Origin of the sequence: Streptomyces sp. NPDC001222 (assembly GCF_042896945.1) — a bacterium.
Taxonomy (GTDB): domain Bacteria; phylum Actinomycetota; class Actinomycetes; order Streptomycetales; family Streptomycetaceae; genus Streptomyces; species Streptomyces gibsoniae.
The window spans coordinates 93,331-114,851 of sequence record NZ_JBIAXT010000026.1 but is presented as its reverse complement, the minus strand read 5'-3'; the positions used below and the strand labels follow the sequence as shown (position 1 = coordinate 114,851).

The window sequence follows — 21,521 nt, the reverse complement described above, 5'->3', positions numbered from 1 at the left end:
CGACTGTAGAGAAGCCCGGGTGTGCCAAGGAGTCCCCATGAGTGAGTTCCGCATCGTCTGCGACTACCCCCATCCGGTGGCGAAGGTCTGGCGGGCGCTGACCGACCCGGCACTCGTCCCGCTGTGGACGTCCACCGGCCAAGGCGGCCGTCCGGAAGGCTTCTCACCCACGGTCGGCACGAGGTTCCGGTTCATCGGGAAGCCGACGCCGGGCTGGCGCGGGATCGTCGACTGCGAGGTTCTCGAGGTCGACGCCCCACGACTGCTCCGCTTCACCTGGGTCGGCGACGAGAACGGTGCGGCCACCTTCGTCGCCTACCGCCTCGAAGTGACCCCCACCGGCACCAGGTTCACCTGGGAACACACCGGCTTCACAGGATTCGGCGGGTTCGTCATGTCGAAGGTGCTGCGCTCGGTCAGGACGAAGATGCTGACCGAGGCCTTGCCGGCCGTGCTCGACGACCTGGACGACGCCGGCGCCCTCCGACCCACGTCGCCCCTCCGGCCGAGGACGCTGGACTGAAGTGCCCGAGAGTCAGTGGCCGAGGCGCGCGGCACGACGAGCAGTGGGCCAACCGGTAGCGATTCACATTCGCAGCGCCGCCGCTCGTACGAGGACCGCGTGACAACCCGCCGCACCCTTGGCGCCGGCCCCCCGGCGCCCGCGCACATCCGCGCCGCCCAGGCCGACCTACTCGACGCCCTCCCCGGAATCCACCTCCGCGACCTGGACGAGCTGCGGGCCCGAGGAGTGTTCGGCATCCACCCGGCGACCTCCCCGACTCCGCGGCGGATCCTCGGAGCCGACGGCCGGGCCCACGAGGAACCGCCCGGGCCGAATTTCGCGCGCCCTGCGTGCACCCCGCACCCTACGATCACCGGTACGGCTGCTGGAAAAGGGGGCGGGGATGCGTAGGGACATCAAGGACGGGACTGCGGCAGCGATGCGGCTCGCGGGAGATGCGCCGCTTCGGAGCACGCTCGATGTCGCCGACCCCGGCGACTGGCTCGCACTGGACGCAGGAGTGCGTGAGGTGGCCTGGTACCGCTCGCGGCTCCTGCCGGAGTGGGAGCACTCGGCCCCGCTGCCCGTCGACCTGACCCAGCTTGGCGAGTCTCGGCTCGCCCTTGCCCTCTGCCACCGCGACGGGCGGATCCGTCAGGAGGCGGTAGGTCGGTCGGCCCCTTACCCCGCTCTGCTGCCGTTGATCGTGATCCGCTGCGCTGATTGGGTCGGCCCAGTGCGTGAGCGCGCCCGGCAGCTACTGCGCGAGGTCCTGGATGTGGGCTCTGCCCTCGACCTCACGCCGCTGATCCTGCGCGTCGGCCGCCGCGACAGAGGCGCCTTCGGCGTCGAGGTGCTCGGGGAGGTTCTGCGCCGGGCATCCCACGGGCGGCTCGCTGTTCTCTTCGCTGACCCCGACCGCATCGTCCGGCGGTTCGCGTACCGGCTGGCCGTCGAAGGCCGGCTGCTCCGTCCCTCCGAGCTGGCCCGCGCGGCCGCTCAAGACCCGGACACCGTGGTCCAGGACCTGTGCGCCACAGCAGCGCTCACGGCCCTGCGTGACGAGGAGGCGTACGAGGACGTGCTGCCGCCACTGCTGACCGCGCGCAACCCGCGCACCCGTTCGGCGGGCGTCACCGCGCTGCGGCGGGCGGGGCGGTCAGAGCAGGCGAAGCAGTTCCTGAGCGACCGGTCAGCGCTGGTGCGTGCTTGTGCCCGGTATGTCGTACGACAACATGGAGGTGATCCGACGGCCTGGTACCGGGAGCGGTGCACGGCACCGGACGACCCGGAGCTGTCGCCCGGTGCGGTCATCGGACTGGCCGAGTGCGGGGTCCGCGCGGACGCCGGGCTGCTGTGGCCGCTGGTCGCGCACCCGGCGGCCGGGGTGCGTGCACAGGCGGTGGCCGGGCTGCGGGCATTGGACTGCGCGGATGCGGAGCAGTTGCGGCCGCTCCTCGACGACCCTGCCGCCGGTGTCGTGCGCGAGACGGCCGTCGCGCTCCTGCCATCGGCAAAGGAACTGCCCGCCGACTGGCTGCTGGAACGCACCGGCTCAGAGTGGCCGCGGTACGTCCGGCTCGCCGCATTCCGGCTGCTCGATGCGCGCGGCGGAGTTGTGGCGCTGCGGGCGGCGGTAGGGCTGCTGGAGGACCCGGATGTGAAGCTGCGCGCCTGGGCAGGGCAGTCCGTGCAGCGCTGGCATCCGTCGGCGCATGTGCGGCGCGGCGATGCGGAGGTGGGGGAACTGCTCGACCGGAGCCGGCACCTCTTCAGCGACCATGTGCTGCGGCGTCGCAAGTTGGAGGCCGGGGTGGACACTTGAACACGCTGGGCAGCGCCTTCAAGGGTCGATGGCGTGCGCGCGGCCGGGGCTGCCCGTAATGCTGGATCAACGCCTCGTACGCCGCGTAGGAGGGCTTCTCGACGAAGGCAATGAGCCTCTTCACATCCAGAGGCCACAGCCCGCGGACAGTCGCCGCGACCTCGCCCTTACAGCGTCTTCGCCCACCTCAACCTCTCCGACGATGTCGAAGCGGTAGACGGCGGCGGCCTCACATGGCGCGCAGGCCCCGGTCGGTGAAGGCGATCAGCCACTCGAAGCTCTCGTCGATGTCGGCGCTCCACTGGAAGCCGTTGGCCGCCTGCAACGTGGCGAAGCCATGGCAGAGGCTGCGGAGCATGCGCAGGGCGTGGTCCACGTCGGACTCTGCGATCTCGTAGCCGCGCAGGACCGCCGTGAACGCGTCGAGCAGCCGCTGCCCCGCGGTGGCCAGCGGATCGTCCGGGCCGGACGGTTCCATGCCGATGGTCGCTGCGTACCGGCCGGGGTGCTCCAGGACGAAGGCGCGGAAGGCGCGTGCCGCGGCCGCCAGAGCGTCGCGGCCCGCGTACCCCTGGACCGCGCTGCCGACGGCGTCGGCGGCCTCGTGCAACGCCAGGGCCGCGATGCGCCGGTTGAGGTCTTCCTGGCCGCCCACGTGCTTGTACAGGGACGGGGTACGCACGCCCACCCGCTCGGCGAGCAAACCCATCGTCAGGCCGGCGAGGCCCACCTCGTCAGCGAGGGCGGCACCGGCCGCGACCACGGCCGCCGGGTCCAGGCCGGCCCTAGGCATGAGCGGCGGCCGATCGGAGGAAGGTGAGCATGAGTGCAACCACCTGGTCGGGGAACTGGTCGTGCGGGTAGTGCCCGGCGCCCTCGATCATCTCAAGGCGGCCGAGGCCGGACGGCAGGGCCTCGACGATCGCCGAACCCTCGGCGTGCGGGTCGGCCCAGTCGGGGTCGAGCGTGCCCATCACGACCAGGACCGGGCAGCGGACGCCTTCGAGCTGCGCGCCGGCGTCGGTCGGCGCGCTGCGGCCCATGCCCTGCATGGCCTTCATCCGGCCCGGTTCGCGCAACAGGGCGTCGACACGGCCCAGCCGCTCGGCCCAGTCGGCGGGCTTCACGCCGGGGTAGGCCACGTCGAGGTACGAGCGCCAGAGCGGCACGCTGCCGAACGTGCCCGCGCCGAGCAGCCGCAGCATGCCCTGCCTGAAGCGCTTCACCCGGAGATCGCCGAGGCGGATCGACTGCTTGCGGGTGAACGGCGCCAACTCGACGACCGCTGCGATCAGCGAGGGCTCCTGCGCCGCGGCGATGGTGGCGGCGCCGCCGGAGATCGAGTGGCCGACGAGCACGGCCGGACCGCCCAGATGGCGGATCACAGCGAGCAGGTCGCCGGCGATGGCGGTGCGGCTCCAGGCCGGCCAGCCGACGCTGGACTCGCCGCAGCCGCGCAGATCGACCGCAGCGACCCGATAGCCCGCCGCCACCAGCGGCGGGATCACGGCACGGTACGCGGCGCGGCTGTCGCCCATGCCGTGCGCGAGAACGATCAGCGGCCCGGACCCCGCCACCTCGTAAGCGAGCGTGCCGCCGTCGACGGCAAGGTACTCGGTCATGACATCCCCATTCGGCTAACCGTGTTAGCTAAAAGCTAATCTGATTAACCAAGTCTGTCAACATGAGCTGGTCGACGCCTGCATCCACGAGTTGCGGCAGTGCGTCCTCAAGGAACTCCTGGACCATCCCGGCCTGGCACCTGGACGGGCGGCTCGATGCGATCGCCCGTGCCAACCGAGCAGCAGAACGGGCCTGTCGGCCCGGTCTCGGATCAGGTGGCCGGTCCGGCCGGTTCGCCGCACAGCAGGTCGGGGCGGGCATCGACCATGGCGAACGCCCTCACGAGTCCGGCGACGAGCGTGTCGTCGATGCGGTAGAGCCGTGCTCGTTCGTCCCGCTGGAGCAGGGGACCCGCGCCGCCCGGGCCCGGGCATCAACGACGCGATCATCTGGAGGAGCGTCTGCTCGCAATGACGCGAAGCAACCGATCAGGGCTGCAGACACTCCCTAGTGGCGGTGCGGGGTTTGGTGGTTGGTGGGTGTCTGGTGTTCGGGGGCGGTTCGCTGGGGAGTGGGGGTGCTCCAGCTGGCGAGGAGTTGGAGGGCTTCGGCGGAGGGGGTGTGGGGTTCGGTGGTGTAGAGGCAGAGGGTTTGGCCGGGGTCGGTGGGGAGCGTGAGGGTCTCGTAGTCGAGGGTGAGGTCGCCGACCAGGGGATGGTGGAGATGTTGGGTGCCGTGGGCGCATTGGTCGACGCGGTGGGCTGCCCACCAGGTCTGGAATTCGGGAACCTTGACGGAGAGTTCGCCGAGGAGTTCGTTGAGCCGGCGGTCGTCGGGGTAGCGGGCCGCGGCTAGGCGGAGGCCGGCGGTGAAGGTCTCGCCGACCTTCTCCCATTCGGTGTAGAGGTCGCGGGCGGCGGGACTGAGGAGGACGAAGCGGGCGAGGTTGCGTTCGCGGTGGGGGAGAGCGGTGAAGTCGGTGATGACGGCCTGGGCGAGGTGGTTGGCGGCGAGTACGTCGATGCGGTGGTTGATGACGAGAGCGGGGGTGACGTCGTTGAGGACGTCGAGCATGCGGTGGACGGCGGGCCGTACCCGCGGTAGCTGGGCGGCGCGGGGCCGACCCGTACCGGGTGTCTTGGGGCGGGCGAGTTCGAAGAGGTAGCCGCGCTCGGTGTCGTCCAGGCGCAGGGCCCGGGCAACGGCGTCCAGCACCGCCTCTGAGACGTGGGGGTGGCGGCCTTGTTCGAGGCGGGCGTAGTAGTCCGTGCTCACGCCGGCCAGGTGTGCGACCTCTTCGCGGCGTAGTCCCGGCACGCGGCGTGCGCCGCTGCTGAAGGGGGCTCCTGCGTCCTCGGGACGCAGGCGGGCTCGTCGTGAGCGCAGGAAGTCGCCCAGTTCGCCGTTGTGGTCCATGCGTCCAGTGTCACTCCGGCAGGGCCTCTGCGGCGGGTGAGGGTGGACCAGCCAGTCCTAGGTTCGGTTAGGCGTGCGCGGGGCGCCCGCGGGGGCGTGCGGGACGCGACCCTGGATTGCGGACCGGGATGGCAGCGTCGCCTGATCGGTGCTCTACGGCTGAAGCGGAGCCCTCACCAGTGTGTGGTGAGCGCCCACCTGCGTGTGACTCCTCCGCGTGTGAATCCACGTGTGTGAGCCCCGTGTGTGCGGGTCCGCGTTGGTGTGTGTCCCACGTGTGGGGTGACATCGGCGGTGGAGCGGGCGCGGCTGGCCTTCCTTCTCTCGACCCCCTTCTTCGGAGTAGCTGAATCATGCCCTTTGTCATCTATGTCCTGAGCCTGGGAATCTTCGCTCAGGGCACGTCGGAGTTCATGCTCTCCGGGGTGCTGCCCTCCATTTCCCATGATCTAGGTGTGCCTCTCGCCTCCGCCGGGCTGCTGGTGTCCGCCTTCGCCGTCGGTATGCTCGTCGGAGCGCCTCTGCTCGGTCTGGTCACGCTGAGGATGCCCCGCCGTGTCGCGCTCATCGGTTTCCAGCTCGTCTTCATCGCCGCTCATGTGGCTGCCGCACTGGTGCCGAGTTTCGGGTTCCTGCTGGCGATGCGGGTGGTGTCGGCGATGGCTTACGCCGGGTTCTGGGCTTTGGCCTCGGTCGCGGCCGTGTCGCTGGTGGACGCCTCCCAGCGCGGCCGGGCGGTGTCGGTGGTCGTCTCCGGGCTGAGTGTGGCGACGATCGTCGGTGTTCCGGCCGGTACGGTGCTGGCGCAGCATGCCGGGTGGCAGGCGGCTTTCTGGGCCGTGGCCGCGCTCACCGCGCTCTCCGCGGTCGCCCTGATGATCGTCCTGCCCGGCGGCCGTGGGACCGCGGCGGAGCAGCCTGTCCTGAGTGCGGAGCTGCGTTCGCTGCGGGTGCCGCGGCTGTGGGTCGCCTACGGCACCACCGCGCTGTCCGTGGCCGCCAACTTCGCGATCTTCGCTTACCTGGGTGCCCTCCTTCAGGACGTCACGGGGCTCAGCGAGGGCCTCGTCCCCGTGGTGCTCGGGATCTACGGCGTGGGTGCGCTGGCCGGTCTGACCGTGGGAGGACGTGCCGCCGACCGGACCCCCTTCGCCCTCCTGCTCTGCGGCATGGGTTCCTTCGCCGTGGTCGCGGCCGTCCTCGCGGTCACCGCGGGCAGTGTGTGGGCCGCAATCCCGCTCGTGGTGCTGCTGGGCGCGGCCGAGTTCTCCGTCACGCCCGCCGTCAACGCCAGGGTGTTCTCGATCCTGGGCGAGACCCGGACGCTGGGGGGCGCGGTGAACATCGCGGCCTTCAACGTCGGCATCGCGGCCGCGCCCATGGTGTCGGGTCTCGTCATCGGCACCGGGCTGGGTCTGGCGGGTACGGCGTGGATCGGCGCCGCGTTCGCGGTGGCCGCCATGGGCACCACCCTGCTGGACCGCCGCCTCACCCGGCGCCACCAGGCTGCCGCACCGGAAGACGTAGTGCTCCCGCCCACTCCTGAGCCGGAGCGGGCCGGCGCCGTCCTCTGACGGTTCCAGCCCGTATGGCGTGTGCGTGCCCCGGGCTGCCGTCCCTGGGCTCCCGTTTCCGCAACACGCGGGGTGTGGTGCAGGGTCTGCCGCCGCAGGCCGGCTCGGTCACCCGTCTTCGGTGATTCGGCCGTCGGCCGGAGGCGGTTGCAGTTGTGGGCTCCGCCGCTTCGCGGAGCGCATCTGCTCCCGCCGAGTCAGTGACGTGGTGGTGTGGCATCGGTAGCCGTGCGGCGGTGCCGCGATCTGCGCTCCCTGTACACGCCAGCGAGCCGCCGCAGCAGAGGGCTCCGGCCAACAGACCATCAATAAGGACCGTTCGCCCCGGTCTGGGGCGCCAGAAGAAGGGATGCCGCATGATGTCTTCGACGAGGACGGAGCAACTGGCGCAGAGTATCGATCTGGTCGTGGCCGCCGTCGACGGCGTACCGGTGGACCGGTACGGCGATCCGACCCCCTGCGCGGAGTTCACGGTGAAGGATCTCGTCAATCACATCGCCATGATGCTCCTGCTGACACGGGACGTGGGGGCCCGGACGGCATGGGACCCCAGCCTGCTGACCGCCAACCCGGTGCCTTTCCTTGCCGAACGGCCGGATTCCGATTGGGCTGATCTGCTGGCCGGCAAGGCAGAGCCGGCGGCAACCGCGTGGTCGGCGTCGGCGGCGTGGGAGGGGGAGGCCGCGCTGGGCGGGCCGCCTATGCCCGCCACTGCGCTGGGGGAGATCCTCATTGCCGAATTCGCCATCCATGCCTGGGACGTTGCGGTGGCCACCGGTCAGCGTCTCGACGTCCCCGCGTCGTTGGCCAAGGCCGCGTTCGACACCTACACGCGAGAGGCACCCCGCATGCGCGCCTCGGGCCTTCTGGGCGAGGAGGTGCCGCAAGATGCTCACGCGCCTCTCTTCGACCGTGCCCTGGCCCTGACCGGCAGGGATCCCCGATGGGCCCGGCCCACGCGCTAGGTGTATTGACCTGAAGGGTTGGATGTACGTGGGGTTTCTCCCGGTGCGGCGGTGGGGGCACCGCCCGCGCGAGCGAAGCCGAGCGTGGGGGAGCGTGCATGGTGTCGTGGGGGAGGCGGGAGTTTGACGACAGGCCCGAGGCGAGCCGGTTCGAAGGGGGGCGGGTGCATGAAGCGAGGGTCGCGCTGGTCGGTCTGCGATGGCGGGCCTCGTAACCCTCGCGGCCGCACTGCGTGTGGAGGCCGATGGCCCTCCGGCAGGTCCGCCGCCGACGGTGCCGCCCGCCGGGGCTGACGGATTCCGGGTTGTCGGCGCCGGCGGTGGAGCTGTTCGGAAACCGCCCTCGGCTCTCAGTGACCGGCAGGTGGCTCGAAGCAACCCGCCTCCGGGTAGGGGCCATTGGTTGACACCTGGTAATTGGTCTTCTGCACGAACGCGGTGACGCAGGCATCGGCATGGACGCGCAGGCCCACCAGGGCGCCCTCGGGCCTGACCTCCCGGCCGTTCTCGAAACGCGAGTCCATCGGTTTGACCTGCAGTGTCCCGCGGAGCAGGTTCCCCTTGGCGTCGAAACTCTCCTCCTGGTAGCCGAGTTTGAGCATCGCAGCGCGGACCGTCTTCGGGTCCCACGTCCTTCGCTGCCACAGCCGCTTGAGCACCGGCTCGATGCGGTCGGCCTCCCGCTGGGCGTCCTTGGCGCTCGCGGCGGACATGTTCCCCGAGATCCGGAAGCCGTTGTTCTCGCGGTAGTGAGGGGCGCCGTCGCCGGCCCCCGGCTCCACGTAGGGAGACGACCTCATGGACGGGCTCCGGGTGGTTCCGGTCCCCTTGGTCATGGTCCCGCCGGCCGCCCCCGCGGTCGCGTGCTCCGTACCACAGGCGCCGAGCGGCAACGTCGCGAGCAGGATCAGAGCCGCTGTTGCGGCGCCCCTGCCGCGCTGCCGGGACCCGCTCCGTCCGGCCGCTCCGAACCCACCCTTTCCCATGAAACCCTCCCGCATCTCCGCGTCCCCCATTTCAAGGTCAAGCTCACGATAGGCGTCACCCCTTGCCCGATCCTGAGTATCCGTACTCACCTCCACGCCCGAGGGCTGTTTCACAGCGGTGGCGGCGTCGGCGACGAAGCTCGCGCCGGGTGATCTGTTCGCTGGGCACAGGCGAGAAGGGTCCGTAGGGTGCAGGCATGACCGGCGACAGCGAGCGAGCGGTGCAAGCAGCCATCCATGGAGAGATGCGTCTGCTTGATCCCGAGGTGCGTGCTTCTACGGCCCTTGTGCTGGAGCTTCTGGATCCGGAGTTCACCGAGTTCGGGGCGTCGGGGCGGCGGTGGGACGTGGAGTCGATCCTCGCTGCCACGAGCGCCGGAACGGTGTCATCGGAGTCTCCGGTGAAGGTCAGTGCGATGTCCGGGGTCGTTCTTGCTCCGGGCGTCGTTCATCTGACGTATCTCGCCGACAATCAGGGGCGTCGCGCCTGGCGGAGTTCCCTGTGGCGGCTGACGGAGACTGGCTGGCGCATGTACTTCCACCAGGCGACTTTGACCAGCTGAACCCTCCCGCGGCTGCGGAGTCCGGGGTCGGCTCCTGGCTGTGCAGGGCATGTACGCGGTGCGGGCTCAGCCTTCCTGGGGGGCGGCCTGGCGGCGGTCGTAGGCGGCGCGGGCCTCGTGCACCGTGGCGGCCCGCTTCTCGGTCCACGTGCACAGGGTCCGCGTCTCCTCGGCGACCTCACGGCCGAGTTCGGTCAGTCCGTACAGCACCAGAGGTGGAGCCACCTTGGGGTCGACGCTGCGCAGGACCAGGCCGTCCCGTTCCAGTGTCCGCAGGGTCTGGGACAGCATCTTGCGGCTGATGCCGCCCAGGGATCGCTGCAGTTCGGAGTAGCGCTGGACGCCGAGCTCGCGAAGGCTCACCAGCATGAGCAGAACCCACTTGTCGGCCAGGTCCACGAACACGTCACGGCTCGGGCAGAGCGCGTCAAGAATGTTCATGGGCGGCGGGTTCGGGTCAGTGCTCGCTGAGCGCTCTTCTGCAGCCATGACAATATCCTATACCATGCCACGAAACGGAGCTATGTCTCCATTTGAGGTTTGGCCTCCATTAGAGGTTTGGTTTGGCCTCCATTAGAGGTTTGAGTGTGCGGCTCGATCTGCTCGCCGATCCTGGAACGGATCGCCTCAACCGCTGTCGGCGTCCTCAGGTGTGCGGTGGTGTGTTCCGTGCGGTCACGCCGGTGATGTCGGCGAGACGGCGCCAGTGGGCCCGGGGCAGGGGCTCGCGTGCTTCTGAGGTGATGATCTGCAGGGCCAGGTGGTCGGCGCCGGCGGTGTGGAACTCGGCCAGGCGGGCGCTGATGGCGTCGTCCGTGCCCCAGGCGACGAGGGCGTCGACCAGGCGCTCGCTGCCGCCGTCGCTGAGATCCTCGTCGGTGAAGCCCAGGCGCTTGAGGTTGGCGGCGTAGTTGGGCAGTCGGAGGTAGTACGCGAGGAATCCGCGTGCCGTCTCGCGTGCCCTGGCGGCCTCGCTTTCCAGGACCACGGTGACCTCGGGGGCCAGGAGCGGACCGTCACCCAGGACACCCCGGGCGTCTTCGATGTACTCAGGAGTGACCAGGTAGGGATGGGCGCCGGCGGCCCGGTCGCGGGCCAGACGCAGCATCCTCGGTCCGAGCGCCGCCAGGATCCGGCGCTTCGCCGGCACGGGTGTGGCGGCGGCGTCGAGGGCGTCGAGGTATTCGACCATCGTGGAGTAGGGCCGCTGGTAGTTCTGCGCCAGCTCTGCGTGACTGGCGCCCAGACCCAGGAGGAACCGGTCCGGGTGGGCGCGTTCCAGCTCGGCCCGCTCGTGGGCTACCGTCTCGGCGGCCTCGTACCAGATGTTGAGGATTCCGGTGGCCAGCGGAATGCGCTCGGTGGACCCGGCCAGATGTGCCGCGTGGTGCACGCTGCTGTTGCCACCGAGCCAGATGGTGCCGAAGCCGAGTTCCTCCAGTTCGGCCGCCGCGTCACGCACCTGGCTGTGCAGCTCCGGGTCTTCGGAGCGCAGTTCATGGCTGAAGACACCGAAACGGCCTACGGCGGGTTTCGGTGCCGTGGGGTGTGGGCTGTGCATCGTCTGCTCCTTGCTGGGAGGGCCGGCCTGCTCGTGCTGCGGATTTCTGAGCGCGGCTCTTCCTTTCCCGGTCCGGGGTGGACCGTTGCGCGCCGCGCGTAGGGAATCGGGCAAACCGGTTGTTGTTCTGTGCCCGCCTTCCCAGGAGCGGCGCAGGGGCAGGGCCGGCAACCCGCTCCCCGGACGGACGTCGCTTATACGGCCTCGCTGAGCGTCTGGAACTCGGCGTCGCTCAGGGTGATCTGCGCGGCCCGGGTGTTCTCCTCGACGTGGGACACGCTGGAGGTGCCAGGAATGGGCAGCATGACGGGGGAGCGGTGGAGCAGCCAGGCCAGGGCCAGCTGGGAAGGGCTTGCGTCGTAGGACTTGGCGATGGTGTCCAGCGGGCCGCCCGGACGCGCCAACTGACCGGTGGCCATCGGGAACCAGGGGATGAAGCCCAGGTTCGCCCGCTCGGCGTAGTCCAGGACGTCCTCGGCCTGGCGGTTGGCGAGGTTGTACAGGTTCTGCACGGAGGTGATGTCTGCGATCTTCTGGGCCTCGCGGATCTGCGACACCGTCACTTCTGAGAGACCGATGTGGCGGATCTTGCCCTCCTGCTGCATGAGGCGTAGCTCGCCGATCTGGTCGGCCAGCGGAACCTGGGGGTCGATGCGGTGCAACTGGTAGAGGTCGATGCGCTCCACGCCCAGGTGGGTGAGGCTCAGTTCGGTCTGCTGCCGCAGGTACTCGGGCCGGCCCAGGGGGCGCCAGTCGCCCGGGCCCGGGCGGGACAGTCCGCCCTTGGTGGCGATCACCAGGTCCGCCGGGTAAGGGTGCAGTGCCTTACGGATGAGCTGCTCGCTGACGAACGGGCCGTAGGAGTCCGCGGTGTCGATGAAGTTCACGCCCAGCTCGACGGCGCGGCGCAGCACGCGCACCGCCTCCTCGGGGTCCTTCGGTGGCCCCCACACGCCGGGGCCCGTCAGCTGCATCGCGCCGTATCCGAGCCGGTTGACGGGCAGGCCGCCGCCGAGCCGGAAGACTCCGGAGGCGTCGGCGGGACGTGAGGCTACCTGTGTCATGGTGAGTACTCCCTGGTGTGGTGCGGGGTGGGCAGGAGTGGCGGTAGGAGAGCGGCCCGCTGGGGTGCGGGGCGCTCAGCCCTGGTCTGCGATCGGCTCCAGGACGAAGAGGGGGATGTCGCGTCCGGCCTTGGCGCGGTACTCGGGGAAAAGCGGGTAGGCGGCGTCCGCGCGCTTCCACCACTCTGTCTTCTCCTGGCCGTGGACCTCACGGGCGATCATGTCCTGCTTGACCGTGCGGTCCTGCACCTCGACGAGAGGGTGTGCGACGACATTGCGGTACCAGGACGGGTGCGCGTGGGCGCCGCCGTTGGAAGCGACCACTGCATAGGAGCCGTTGTGCTCCACCCGCATCAGGGGCGTCTTGCGGATCTTTCCGGACTTCACGCCCTTGGTGGTCAGGATGATGACCGGCAGGGGCGTCAGAAGGGTCCCGCCCTCCTTGCCGTCGGTGGCCTCGTACTGCGCGACCTGGTCCCTCACCCAGTCGGTGGTGCTCGGCTCGTACTCACCATGCAGAGGCATCGCTCGTGCTCCTAGTCGTTCTTCACGGCATGGGCGCGGGGTCCGCGGTCGGGTGCCGGACGATCCCCGGTGGTTTCCAAAGTAGACCACATCTCTATTGGGGGCCAATGGGGTCCTTGGTTCCTCGGGAGTGACCCTTCGCACGGAAGAAGACGGGAAGAAAACAGAAGGGCACGGAAGAACGTGGGAAGCTCGGCCGCCGCCGCCCCGCCGATGTTGGTCGACGGGGCGCACGGGCGACGCCGTGGCCGGTGACCGGGCGCGCCCCGGATGCAGGTGCACCAGGTCGCGTGTATGCCCTCGGACCACACAGCGGGCCGCCGACATCGAGTCCTGGGGGCTGTCCGACGGGTCGTGGGCCTGGTGAGGACCGGCAGATGATCCGGCGCTCCGGGAGTCGGGGCGTCCGGTTCCGCAACCGGTCTCGGGGGTGCCGCGTCCGCCCCGTGTGCGAGCACTCGGATTGCCGGACGAAGCGGAAGGGGCAGTCGATGGTGAGTAATTCGTCGGGTGTGGCTATGTGCGGTGCGGTTGCCCTGCTGCTGCTCGGCTTCGCGGTGCGGGAGGCGGCCGTGGTGCGGCGGTTGCAGCGGGTCGGTATTCGCACCCGGGGTGTCGTGGTCGACAACACGCGGGACGACTATTCCGACGGCCACAACTGGGTGCCGGTCGTCGCCTTCGTCGACCAGCAGGGACACCGCGTGGAGTTCTCGCCCCGGATGCGCGGGACCAGGATGGGCCTGGCGACCGGGCTTGAGGTTCAGGTGGGTGTACGAGGGCGGGAAGCCCCGGACGGCACGGGTGCTCATGTGGAAGCACATGATGGGGCCGGCGGTGTACCTGCTGCTGAGCGGAGTGGCCTTCGCCGGGGCCGCCGTACTGATCGCCCTGAAGAACTGACCGCGGCCCCGGAAGGCCTGTTCCACCGGACACCCCCTAGCCAGGGCGTCAAACGCGATGTCGGAACTGGCAGGGCGTCAACCGGCGGAGGAGAGAAGCTTGCCGTCCGCCCGACGGCACGTCGATCGCCACCTCGGACGGATACCCAGGCGTGCCATCTCATGACATGGGTTGCACGCTCTCAGGCTTGGCGGGCGTAGGAGGCGAGGCGATCGGCCAGCGCGATGACGAGGTCACGCAATTCGGCGGGGCGCTCGATGACGAACGGCCGGTCGAGTGAGGCGAGTGCCGGAGGCAACCAGTCGAGCCGCTCCGCCCGTATCTGGACGCGCAGCCAGCGCTCGGTCGCCTGGTCTTCGCCTGGCACGAGCTCGTGCTCCTCCAGGCTCGCGACGCCGGCGGGGAGGCGAGCTCGGATCTGTTCAACGGTCCCGTGGATCCGCAAGGTCACCTCATGCCGGTACTCGGCCGTGGCGAACCCTGACAACACCCGCTGTGCCGGAGCGGGACCGACGGGCACCTCGAATGTGCCGGGCAGGGTTCTCGCGTCCGCGATGCGATCGAGCCGGAAGGTTCGGTCCTCGGCGATCCGGGCGTCCTTGCCCGTGACGTACCACCGGCCCGAATGAGCGACGATCCCGTACGCGTGCAGCGTGCGTTCGCTCCCCCGTCCGTCGCGGTCGGTGTAGCGGATCGAGACCGGTCGGCGGTGGCGCACCGCATCGGCGATGGTGAGCAGGACCCCAGCGTTCGGGTTGTCGAACTCACCGGGCTGATCCGTGAAAGCAAGGGCTTCCAGGAGTGCGTCGAGCCGACGGGCGATGTGCTTCGGCAGCACCCGCCGGATCTTCGCCGCCGCCGTCTCGCTCGCCGTGTGCTCCGTCGTCGTCAACCCTGCTCGACGGCCGGCGGCCAGGCCGAGCAGCACGGCCAGCGCCTCGTCGTCGCTGAGCATGAGCGGAGGCAAGCGGTACCCGGGGGCGAGCCGGTACCCGCCGTAGCGGCCGCGCACCGACTCCACTGGCACGTCCAGGTCGATCAGCTGGTCCACATACCGCCGCACGGTGCGCCCTTCGACGCCGAGCCGGTCGGCGAGTTCGGCCACAGTCCGGGTGCCGCCCGACTGCAGCAGCTCCAGGAGTGTCAGAACGCGGCCGGTGGGTCGAGGCATATGCCCAGTCTACGCAAATACAGGACCGATTCTGTCCACTATTTCTCCTAGCCTGCGAGGTACACGACTCCAGCACACCCCAGGAGATTCCCATGGACTTCGTCTCGATCCGGATCATCACCAGTGACGTCGCGCGCCTCGTCGAGTTCTACGAGCGAGCCACGGGGGTGCGGGCGATATGGGCCACCGAGGACTTCGCCGAACTCAAGACCCCCAATGCCACCCTCGCGATCGCCGGCACCCGCACCGTCCCGCTGTTCGCCCCGGACTCTGCCCGACCGGCGGACAACCACAGCGTGATCACCGAGTTCCTCGTCGACGACGTGGACCGCGTCCACCAGAGCCTGACCGGCTTCGTCACCGACTTCGTCACCGAGCCCACCACCATGCCCTGGGGCAACCGGTCGCTGCTGTTCCGCGACCCTGACGGCAACCTCGTCAACTTCTTCACCCCCGTCACTCCGGCGGCCATCGAGAAGTTCGCACGTTGACGCCATGCACAGCCGCTCGCCCGGGAGCCGAGGGTCGCCCGTCGGCGGATGCCGGTGGTGGGGCCCAAGGCGTTGCACACCAGGATGTCGATCACGCCCAGTTTCCCGGCCTCGTGGACAAGACGTTCGGCTGAGGCGGCGTCGCCCTGCACGGCGACCGCCGGGGATCCGTCCGCCCGGATGTCGGCCACCATCTGCGCGGCGGGTTCCGCACGGTGCACGTAGTTGACCGCCTCCGCGGCGCCGAGGCCGACCTCACCGGCGCCCGCTGGCAGGCCCCCGGCGCCATCGGCCCGGAAGCTGCGACGGCCTCACGGATCGCGCCGCAGCGGGGTCTGCGGCGACAGGGTGTCCAGCAGATCGTGACGCGCCTTCGCGCGGACGGACCGGTCGACGTCCGGCCCAACCCCGGCGGCCGCCGCGCCCCGCTGATCAACCTCACCCCGCGGGCCGAACGTCTGCCGGCCACGATGGAACCGCTGCAGGCCCGCTGGGCCAACGACCTGGGTGCGGCTTTCAGCCCCGACCAGCTCGCCGACGCCCTCGAAGTCCTGCGCAGGTTCCGCGAGATCGTCGACGAACAGGCCCCCGCCTCGACGACCAGTCGATGCGGGACCGCGGCATGTGCTGACCGGCCTTCGCCTCTTCCGGTGAGCGTTGTCCGAGGCGTGGGGGCGGCAGCGTGGGCGCAAGTGACGAGTCGTCAATCGCCAACGCCGTTTCATGTCTTACGGCTTCCGGGCCCCCCGTGTCACTCGGACCGCATTGCCCCCGCCCCATTGTGCCGTGCCTCGCGCCCCCTTACTGTTCGACTTTGCCTGAGTTTGTTTGATGCTGATTGCTCAGTCGGTATGGAGGCCTCAGTGCAGAGTCATCGGATCGGTTCAGAGGGTGAGAGACCCGGCCGCCCTCGGTGGTGGAGTACGGTCCTCGCCATGGCCGCGACCATCGCCCTGTCCGCGGGCATGACGGCGCCCGCCACGGCGGGAGACGCCGGCGGTCAGCCATCCGCCGCCGCGCCCGCCACCAGCCCGCGGGCGCACACGGTGAGTCTCGACGGCTACTCCTTCCTCGTCGACGGCAAGCGCACCTACCTGTGGTCCGGCGAGTTCCACTACTTCCGGCTCCCGAGTCCGGACCTGTGGCGCGACATCTTCCAGAAGATGAAGGCCGCCGGCTTCAACTCCACCTCGCTGTACTTCGACTGGGGATACCACTCGCCGAAGCCGGGTGTGTACGACTTCAGCGGGGTGCGTGACGTCGACAAGCTGCTCGACATGGCCCAGGAGGCCGGGCTCTACGTCATCGCGCGCCCGGCGCCGTACATCAACGCGGAGGTCGACAGCGGCGGACTGCCCGGCTGGATGACCACCAGAGCCGGACACAACCGCAGTGACGACCCGCAGTTCCTGAAGTACGCGGACGAGTGGCTGACGCAGATCGACCGGATCATCGCCCGCCACCAGATGACCAACGGCACCGGGTCGGTCATCGCCTACCAGGTCGAGAACGAGTACTACAACGGCTCGGCCGGCGGCCGCTCCTACATGCGGCACCTGGAGGACAAGGCCCGCGCCGACGGCATCACGGTACCGCTGACCGGCAACAACAACGGCACCTTCAACTCCGGTACGGGTGCCCTGGACGTCGACGGCCCGGACTCCTACCCGCAGGGCTTCAACTGCTCGAACCCCTCGAAGTGGAACGGCGTCCCCGACATCAGCTACGACCACCCCGCCGGCAAGCCGCTGTACTCGCCCGAGTTCCAGGGCGGCGCCTTCGACCCCTGGGGCGGTCCGGGCTACGACAAGTGCGCTCAGCTGATCAACGATCAGTTCGCCAACGTGTTCTACAAGCAGAACATAGCCGTCGGCGCGACCGCGCAGAGCTTCTACATGACCTACGGCGGCACCAACTGGGGCTGGCTGGGCATGCCGGAGAACTACACGTCCTACGACTACGGCGCCGCGATCCGCGAGAACCGCCAACTGGACCCGAAGTACTACGAGGACAAGCTGATCGGGTACTTCACCCAGTCGGTGGCCCCGCTGACGAAGACCGAAGCGATCAAGGCCACACCGCCCGACGACTCGGCGGTCGTCGACACCGCACGGATGAACCCCGACAGCAAGACGCAGTTCCACGTCCTGCGGCACGGGAACTCCACGTCCACGACGGTCGACAGGACTCACATCTCCCTGGACCTCAACGCCCAGCCGTCCTCGGACACCAGCTACACCTGGGACGACCCCGACTCTGCGCTGCAGTACACCGGCTCGTGGTCGCACGTGGCCGACCAGAGCTACACCGGCGGCGACTACAAGAACACCGAGTCGTTCTCCAACAAGGCCGGTGACTCGGTCACCGTCCCCTTCAACGGCACGGCGATCCGCTGGATAGGGTCGAAGACCGACAACCACGGCTACGCCGACGTCTACCTCGACGGCACCAAGGCGGCGACGGTCGACGACTCCGGCAGCGAGAACCAGGCCGTGGTCTTCCAGAAGACCGGCCTGACGCCTGGGGCACACACGCTGAAGATCGTCGTCAACGGCAACCACAGTTCGGGCTCCTCGGACAACTACGTGGCCATCGACGCCATCGACGTGCCGACGGCCGCCACCGCGACGCCGACCTACCCGGTCGTCCCCCAGCAGCCCGGCACCGCGATCACGCTCGACGGACGCGACTCGCATGTGATCGTGGCGAACTACCGGCTCGGGGACACGCAGTTGCAGTACTCGACGTCGGAGATCATGACCGACGCGGCCATCGGCGACCGGGACGTCGCCGTGCTCTACGGCGACTCCGGGAGCGACGGCGAGACCGTGCTGCGCTACTCCTCCGAGCCCGCCGTGACCACCAGTGGCGGCACGGCCACGACCACCTGGGACGCGGCCACCGGTGACCTGCGACTGAACTACACGCACAAGGGCCTGATCCGCGTCAGTATCAGTGGCGGCGGAAAGCGCCCGCTGCTGCTGCTCATCGGCGACAAGGCCACGGCGGAGACCTTCTGGCGTCAGGACACGGCGGCCGGCCCGGTGCTCGTGCGCGGCACCCATCTGCTGCGCACGGCGACCAGCCGGAACGACGGCCACGCCCTGGCCCTCACCGGCGACAACGCCGACGACAAGAACATCGAGGTGTTCACCTCCGCCGACCATGTCACCTGGAACGGCAGCGCGTTGGACACCCGGGCCGGCGACACCGGAAGCCTCACAGGGACGATCCCGGTCGCGGCACCGGTCCATCTGCCGGCGCTGACGAACTGGAAGCATGCCGAGGAGTCCCCCGAGGCGGCCCCCGATTTCGACGACTCCAGTTGGCAGGTGGCCGACAAGACGACCACCAACAGCGTCTCCGGCGTCAACTCGCTGCCGGTGCTCTACGCGGACGACTACGGCTTCCACACCGGTGACACCTGGTACCGCGGCCGGTTCCGCGCCACCGGCAAGGAGACGGGCATCCACCTGGTCTCGGACTCCGGCGGCAAGGCGCAGGCGTTCTCCGCCTGGCTCAACGGCACCTTCCTGGGCAGTTCCACGACCGGCAGCGCCGACTTCACCTTCCCGGCCGGTTCGGTCGAGTCGAAGGGCGACAACGTCATCTCCGTACTCACCGTGAACATGGGGCACGAGGAGGACTACAACTCGACCAACGGCAACAAGACCGCGCGCGGCCTGACCGGTGCCTCCCTCGTGGGGGCGCCGCTGACTTCCGTCACCTGGCGGCTGCAGGGCGTACGGGGCGGCGAGGACCTGCAGGACACGGTGCGCGGCCCGCTCTCGACGGGCGGCCTGTACGGCGAGCGGGCCGGCTGGTCCCTGCCGGGCTACCCGGACGGCAACTGGAACCAGGTGTCCCTGCCGACGACCGACACCCGACCCGGGGTCTCGTGGTACCGCGACGACGTCACCCTGAACCTGCCGCACGGTCAGGACACCTCACTCGGGCTGACGTTCACCGACGACCCGTCGCGCAAGTACCGTGCCACGATCTTCGTGAACGGCTGGCAGGTCGGCAACTACGTCAACTACCTCGGCCCGCAGACCACCTTCCCGGTGCCCAACGGGATCCTGAACCCGAACGGCCGGAACAGCATCGCCATCGCAGTGTGGAACCTGGACGGCGGCACCGGCGGGCTCGGCAAGGTCTCGCTCACCAACTACGGCACCTACGCCTCGTCCCTGAGCGTCGCCCAGAACGACAGCCCTCGCTACGACCCCCGGACGAACGCGATGCCGAAGCGTCCGGGGGCCGATGTCACCCTGGACGTACCGAACACCGCTCAGTCGGGACAGGCCTTCACGGGCCGGGCGACGGTGCGGTTGCCGAAGGACGGACCGTCCGCGTCCCGGCTGACTGCCTCGTTCTCCGCGCCCGACGGCTGGAGCGTGAGCGCCACGAGCCCCATGTCCGTCCAGCGCCTGCACCAGGGCGGATCCGCCGTCTTCACCTGGAAGGTTCAGCCGCCGACCGGGGAACTGCCCTCCGCCACGGCCCTCACCGCCACGGTGCACTACCGGCAGCACGGACGGCAGGCCGCCGGTCGTGACGAGCGCATCGTCGCGGGGATCCCCCCTGCTCCGCCGACCGGGCAGACCGCGGTGAGCGACCTGCCGTTCCTGTCGTCCAGCAACGGGTGGGGCCCGGTGGAGCGTGACAGCAGCGTCGGCGAACAGGCGGCCGGGGACGGCCGTCCGATCAGTGTCGCAGGTGTCAGCTACCCGAAGGGGCTGGGCACCAACTCGGTCAGCGACGTCGAGCTCTACCTGGCCGGAAAGTGCTCGCGGATGACGGCGAACGTGGGCGTCGACGACGAGACCGGTGGCGCGGGAACGGTGACGTTCTCCGTGATCGCCGACGGCAGGACCCTGGTCACCACGCCGACGATCCGGGGCAGACAGGCCGCGGTGCCGCTCGATGTCGACGTCAGCGGGGCGCAGGTCGTCGACCTCAAGGTCGGTGACGCGGGCGACGGCAACGGAAACGACCACGGCGACTGGGGCATGCCGACGCTGACGTGCGAGTAGGACGTGTCTGCTGGACGGACGGCCGGTTGATCGGATGTGTGCGTCCGGTCAGTGATCACTGATGGGATGCGGGACCGGATCGAGCCGCTGATGTCGGCCGATCCGGTCCGTGCATGTCGACGGCCCGACCGTGGGGGGGATTCTTGGAGTCATCGCGTGGAAATACTGCCGGGAGGAGATGACCAAGGGGAGGCGCGGCTTTGGCGGCGGAGTTGAACGAGCGTGTGCGTCAGCGGCTGGAGGAGCCGAACTTCTGGTACCTGGCCACGGTGACGCCGGACGGGGCGCCGCATGTCACGCCGATGTGGGTGGGGCTGGAGGACGGGCTGATCGTCTTCAACACCTCGGTCGGCCGGATCAAGGAGGAGAACCTGCGCAACGACGCCCGGATCCACCTCTCGCACGCCGACGCCGAGAACCCGTACGACCGGGTGCAGATCTCCGGCCGCGCGGTGCGCTTCGTGGAGGGCGAGGAGGCCGAGCGTGGCATGGACCGGCTGGCCCGCAAGTACCTGGGCCTGAACGGGTACCCCTGGCTGATCGAAGGCGAGCAGCGGGTCCACGTACTGGTCCAGCCGGTGCGGGTGCGCCATATCGTCGGCGTCGAACCGTTCCGGCCGGGAGTCATCCCTTCCTGAGGCCGGTGGCCGGTCAGCCGCCGTCACGCCGAGTGCTGCGCAACCCGTTCTCCAGCAGCGCGAACGCGTGTTCCGCGTCAGCCACCGCACCCGCGTAGCGCTCGTCGGCGGGCTCCCCGTACGCCAGGCGTCCGGCGTTGTCCTGGGCCAGCGCCCACTGGACTGCGACGATCTGGACTGCGGCGAGCCGCGCCGTGAGTTCCGGGGTGTCCGCCGTCTCTTGCAGTGCCTCGGCAAGTGCGTGTTCGGCGCCGGCCTTGAACCCGGCCATCCGGGCCACCAGCGAGGGCGTGTCGAGGATCATCCGGGTGAGGCTGCGAATGTGGGGATGGTCGTTCAGCCCGGTGATCGGGTCCCGCTCGCGCAGCCCCTGGAGGAAGTGCTCGCGCAGCGCGGTCAGCGGGGCGGTGCCGGGCGGGCGGGCCCGCACGACCCGTGCGGCTTCGGTCTCGTGGTCGGCGAGGCGGTGCACCACGAGGTCTTCCTTCGCCGGGAAGTAGGCGAAGAGCGTGCGCTTGGACACCTCGGCCGCCTCGGCCACCTGAGCCACCGAGACCTGGTTGAAGCCGTGTTCGAGGAACAGCGCGATCGCCGCGTCGGAGATCGCTGCGTGCGTCCGCTGCTTCTTGCGTTCCCGTAGTCCTGGCTTGCCGTCCACGGCGTCCACCGTAGCAGAGAGCTGCACCGAGAGGGTTTCTGCATCTGGTATACATTTACCCTCAGTGGAGAAATGAGGGG

19 protein-coding genes and 1 pseudogene are annotated in these 21,521 nt (G+C 69.5%); 10 read left to right on the top strand and 10 right to left on the bottom strand.

All coding sequences use genetic code 11. The annotated features are described in order from the left end of the window. Positions 1-37 precede the first annotated feature (37 nt). Both ACFY2Z_RS29420 and ACFY2Z_RS29415 read left to right on the top strand, forming a co-directional pair. On the top strand, positions 38-523 hold the full coding sequence (locus ACFY2Z_RS29420; RefSeq protein WP_390747105.1) for an SRPBCC domain-containing protein: 486 nt from the start codon (positions 38-40) through the stop codon (positions 521-523). A 385-nt stretch (positions 524-908) separates the two neighbouring features. Beyond that, positions 909-2,330: a hypothetical protein gene (locus ACFY2Z_RS29415; protein ID WP_390747104.1), complete on the top strand. Its 1,422-nt coding sequence runs from the start codon at positions 909-911 to the stop codon at positions 2,328-2,330. A gap of 229 nt (positions 2,331-2,559) precedes the next feature. On the opposite strand, the gene ACFY2Z_RS29410 is transcribed toward ACFY2Z_RS29415, so the two are convergent. From ACFY2Z_RS29410 to ACFY2Z_RS29400, 3 genes are all read right to left on the bottom strand, one after another. Next, complete coding sequence (locus ACFY2Z_RS29410) at positions 2,560-3,093, bottom strand: TetR/AcrR family transcriptional regulator (protein WP_390747145.1); 534 nt, start codon at positions 3,091-3,093, stop codon at positions 2,560-2,562. A 22-nt stretch (positions 3,094-3,115) separates the two neighbouring features. Continuing rightward, positions 3,116-3,952: an alpha/beta fold hydrolase gene (locus ACFY2Z_RS29405; protein WP_390747103.1), complete on the bottom strand. Its 837-nt coding sequence runs from the start codon at positions 3,950-3,952 to the stop codon at positions 3,116-3,118. Between the two features lie 448 nt (positions 3,953-4,400). Next, a complete protein-coding gene (locus ACFY2Z_RS29400) occupies positions 4,401-5,309 on the bottom strand; it encodes a helix-turn-helix transcriptional regulator (RefSeq protein WP_390747102.1) in 909 nt (302 codons plus the stop codon). Positions 5,310-5,662: 353 nt separating this feature from the next. Between ACFY2Z_RS29400 and ACFY2Z_RS29395 the strand changes: the two genes are divergently transcribed. Then, the gene (locus ACFY2Z_RS29395; protein ID WP_390747101.1) at positions 5,663-6,883 is read left to right on the top strand and encodes a Cmx/CmrA family chloramphenicol efflux MFS transporter; all 1,221 of its coding nucleotides are present in this window, start codon (positions 5,663-5,665) and stop codon (positions 6,881-6,883) included. A gap of 356 nt (positions 6,884-7,239) precedes the next feature. Continuing rightward, positions 7,240-7,848 carry a TIGR03086 family metal-binding protein gene (locus ACFY2Z_RS29390; RefSeq protein WP_390747100.1) on the top strand — a complete coding sequence of 203 codons (609 nt, stop codon included), beginning with the start codon at positions 7,240-7,242 and terminating at the stop codon, positions 7,846-7,848. 350 nt (positions 7,849-8,198) lie between these two features. On the opposite strand, the gene ACFY2Z_RS29385 is transcribed toward ACFY2Z_RS29390, so the two are convergent. Continuing rightward, entirely contained in the window at positions 8,199-8,648 is a 450-nt protein-coding gene (locus ACFY2Z_RS29385) for a hypothetical protein (RefSeq protein WP_390747099.1), read from the bottom strand. Between the two features lie 383 nt (positions 8,649-9,031). Between ACFY2Z_RS29385 and ACFY2Z_RS29380 the strand changes: the two genes are divergently transcribed. Next, entirely contained in the window at positions 9,032-9,397 is a 366-nt protein-coding gene (locus ACFY2Z_RS29380) for a DUF4440 domain-containing protein (RefSeq protein ID WP_390747098.1), read from the top strand. Between the two features lie 66 nt (positions 9,398-9,463). Here ACFY2Z_RS29380 and ACFY2Z_RS29375 read toward each other — a convergent pair whose 3' ends face one another. From ACFY2Z_RS29375 to ACFY2Z_RS29360, 4 genes are all read right to left on the bottom strand, one after another. Next, a complete protein-coding gene (locus ACFY2Z_RS29375; RefSeq protein ID WP_390747097.1) occupies positions 9,464-9,886 on the bottom strand; it encodes a winged helix-turn-helix transcriptional regulator in 423 nt (140 codons plus the stop codon). 157 nt (positions 9,887-10,043) lie between these two features. Beyond that, positions 10,044-10,958 carry an LLM class F420-dependent oxidoreductase gene (locus tag ACFY2Z_RS29370; RefSeq protein WP_390747096.1) on the bottom strand — a complete coding sequence of 305 codons (915 nt, stop codon included), beginning with the start codon at positions 10,956-10,958 and terminating at the stop codon, positions 10,044-10,046. 194 nt (positions 10,959-11,152) lie between these two features. Further along, positions 11,153-12,022, bottom strand: a complete 870-nt coding sequence (locus tag ACFY2Z_RS29365) for an aldo/keto reductase (RefSeq protein WP_390747095.1) — start codon at positions 12,020-12,022, stop codon at positions 11,153-11,155. Between the two features lie 75 nt (positions 12,023-12,097). After that, positions 12,098-12,547, bottom strand: coding sequence for a nitroreductase family deazaflavin-dependent oxidoreductase (locus ACFY2Z_RS29360; protein ID WP_390747094.1), 450 nt, complete (start codon positions 12,545-12,547; stop codon positions 12,098-12,100). A gap of 377 nt (positions 12,548-12,924) precedes the next feature. Between ACFY2Z_RS29360 and ACFY2Z_RS29355 the strand changes: the two are divergent. Together ACFY2Z_RS29355 and ACFY2Z_RS29350 are read left to right on the top strand one after the other, a co-directional pair. Further along, positions 12,925-13,266, top strand: a pseudogene (locus ACFY2Z_RS29355) (hypothetical protein); the annotation flags it as partial. Positions 13,267-13,315: 49 nt separating this feature from the next. Further along, positions 13,316-13,447 (top strand): hypothetical protein, encoded by a 132-nt coding sequence (locus ACFY2Z_RS29350; RefSeq protein WP_390747149.1) that lies wholly within the window; start codon positions 13,316-13,318, stop codon positions 13,445-13,447. A 181-nt stretch (positions 13,448-13,628) separates the two neighbouring features. Here ACFY2Z_RS29350 and ACFY2Z_RS29345 read toward each other — a convergent pair whose 3' ends face one another. Next, positions 13,629-14,618 carry a helix-turn-helix transcriptional regulator gene (locus ACFY2Z_RS29345; RefSeq protein ID WP_390747093.1) on the bottom strand — a complete coding sequence of 330 codons (990 nt, stop codon included), beginning with the start codon at positions 14,616-14,618 and terminating at the stop codon, positions 13,629-13,631. Positions 14,619-14,710: 92 nt separating this feature from the next. Here ACFY2Z_RS29345 and ACFY2Z_RS29340 point away from each other — a divergent pair, with 92 nt between their 5' ends. The 3 genes from ACFY2Z_RS29340 (at position 14,711) to ACFY2Z_RS29330 (ending at position 20,783) form a co-directional block, all read left to right on the top strand. Continuing rightward, positions 14,711-15,109 carry a VOC family protein gene (locus ACFY2Z_RS29340; RefSeq protein ID WP_390747092.1) on the top strand — a complete coding sequence of 133 codons (399 nt, stop codon included), beginning with the start codon at positions 14,711-14,713 and terminating at the stop codon, positions 15,107-15,109. A 935-nt stretch (positions 15,110-16,044) separates the two neighbouring features. Further along, the gene (locus ACFY2Z_RS29335) at positions 16,045-20,145 is read left to right on the top strand and encodes a beta-galactosidase (protein WP_390747091.1); all 4,101 of its coding nucleotides are present in this window, start codon (positions 16,045-16,047) and stop codon (positions 20,143-20,145) included. A gap of 200 nt (positions 20,146-20,345) precedes the next feature. Beyond that, a complete protein-coding gene (locus tag ACFY2Z_RS29330; RefSeq protein WP_390747090.1) occupies positions 20,346-20,783 on the top strand; it encodes a TIGR03618 family F420-dependent PPOX class oxidoreductase in 438 nt (145 codons plus the stop codon). A 13-nt stretch (positions 20,784-20,796) separates the two neighbouring features. Here ACFY2Z_RS29330 and ACFY2Z_RS29325 read toward each other — a convergent pair whose 3' ends face one another. After that, on the bottom strand, positions 20,797-21,450 hold the full coding sequence (locus ACFY2Z_RS29325) for a TetR/AcrR family transcriptional regulator (protein WP_390747144.1): 654 nt from the start codon (positions 21,448-21,450) through the stop codon (positions 20,797-20,799). Positions 21,451-21,521: the final 71 nt, after the last annotated feature.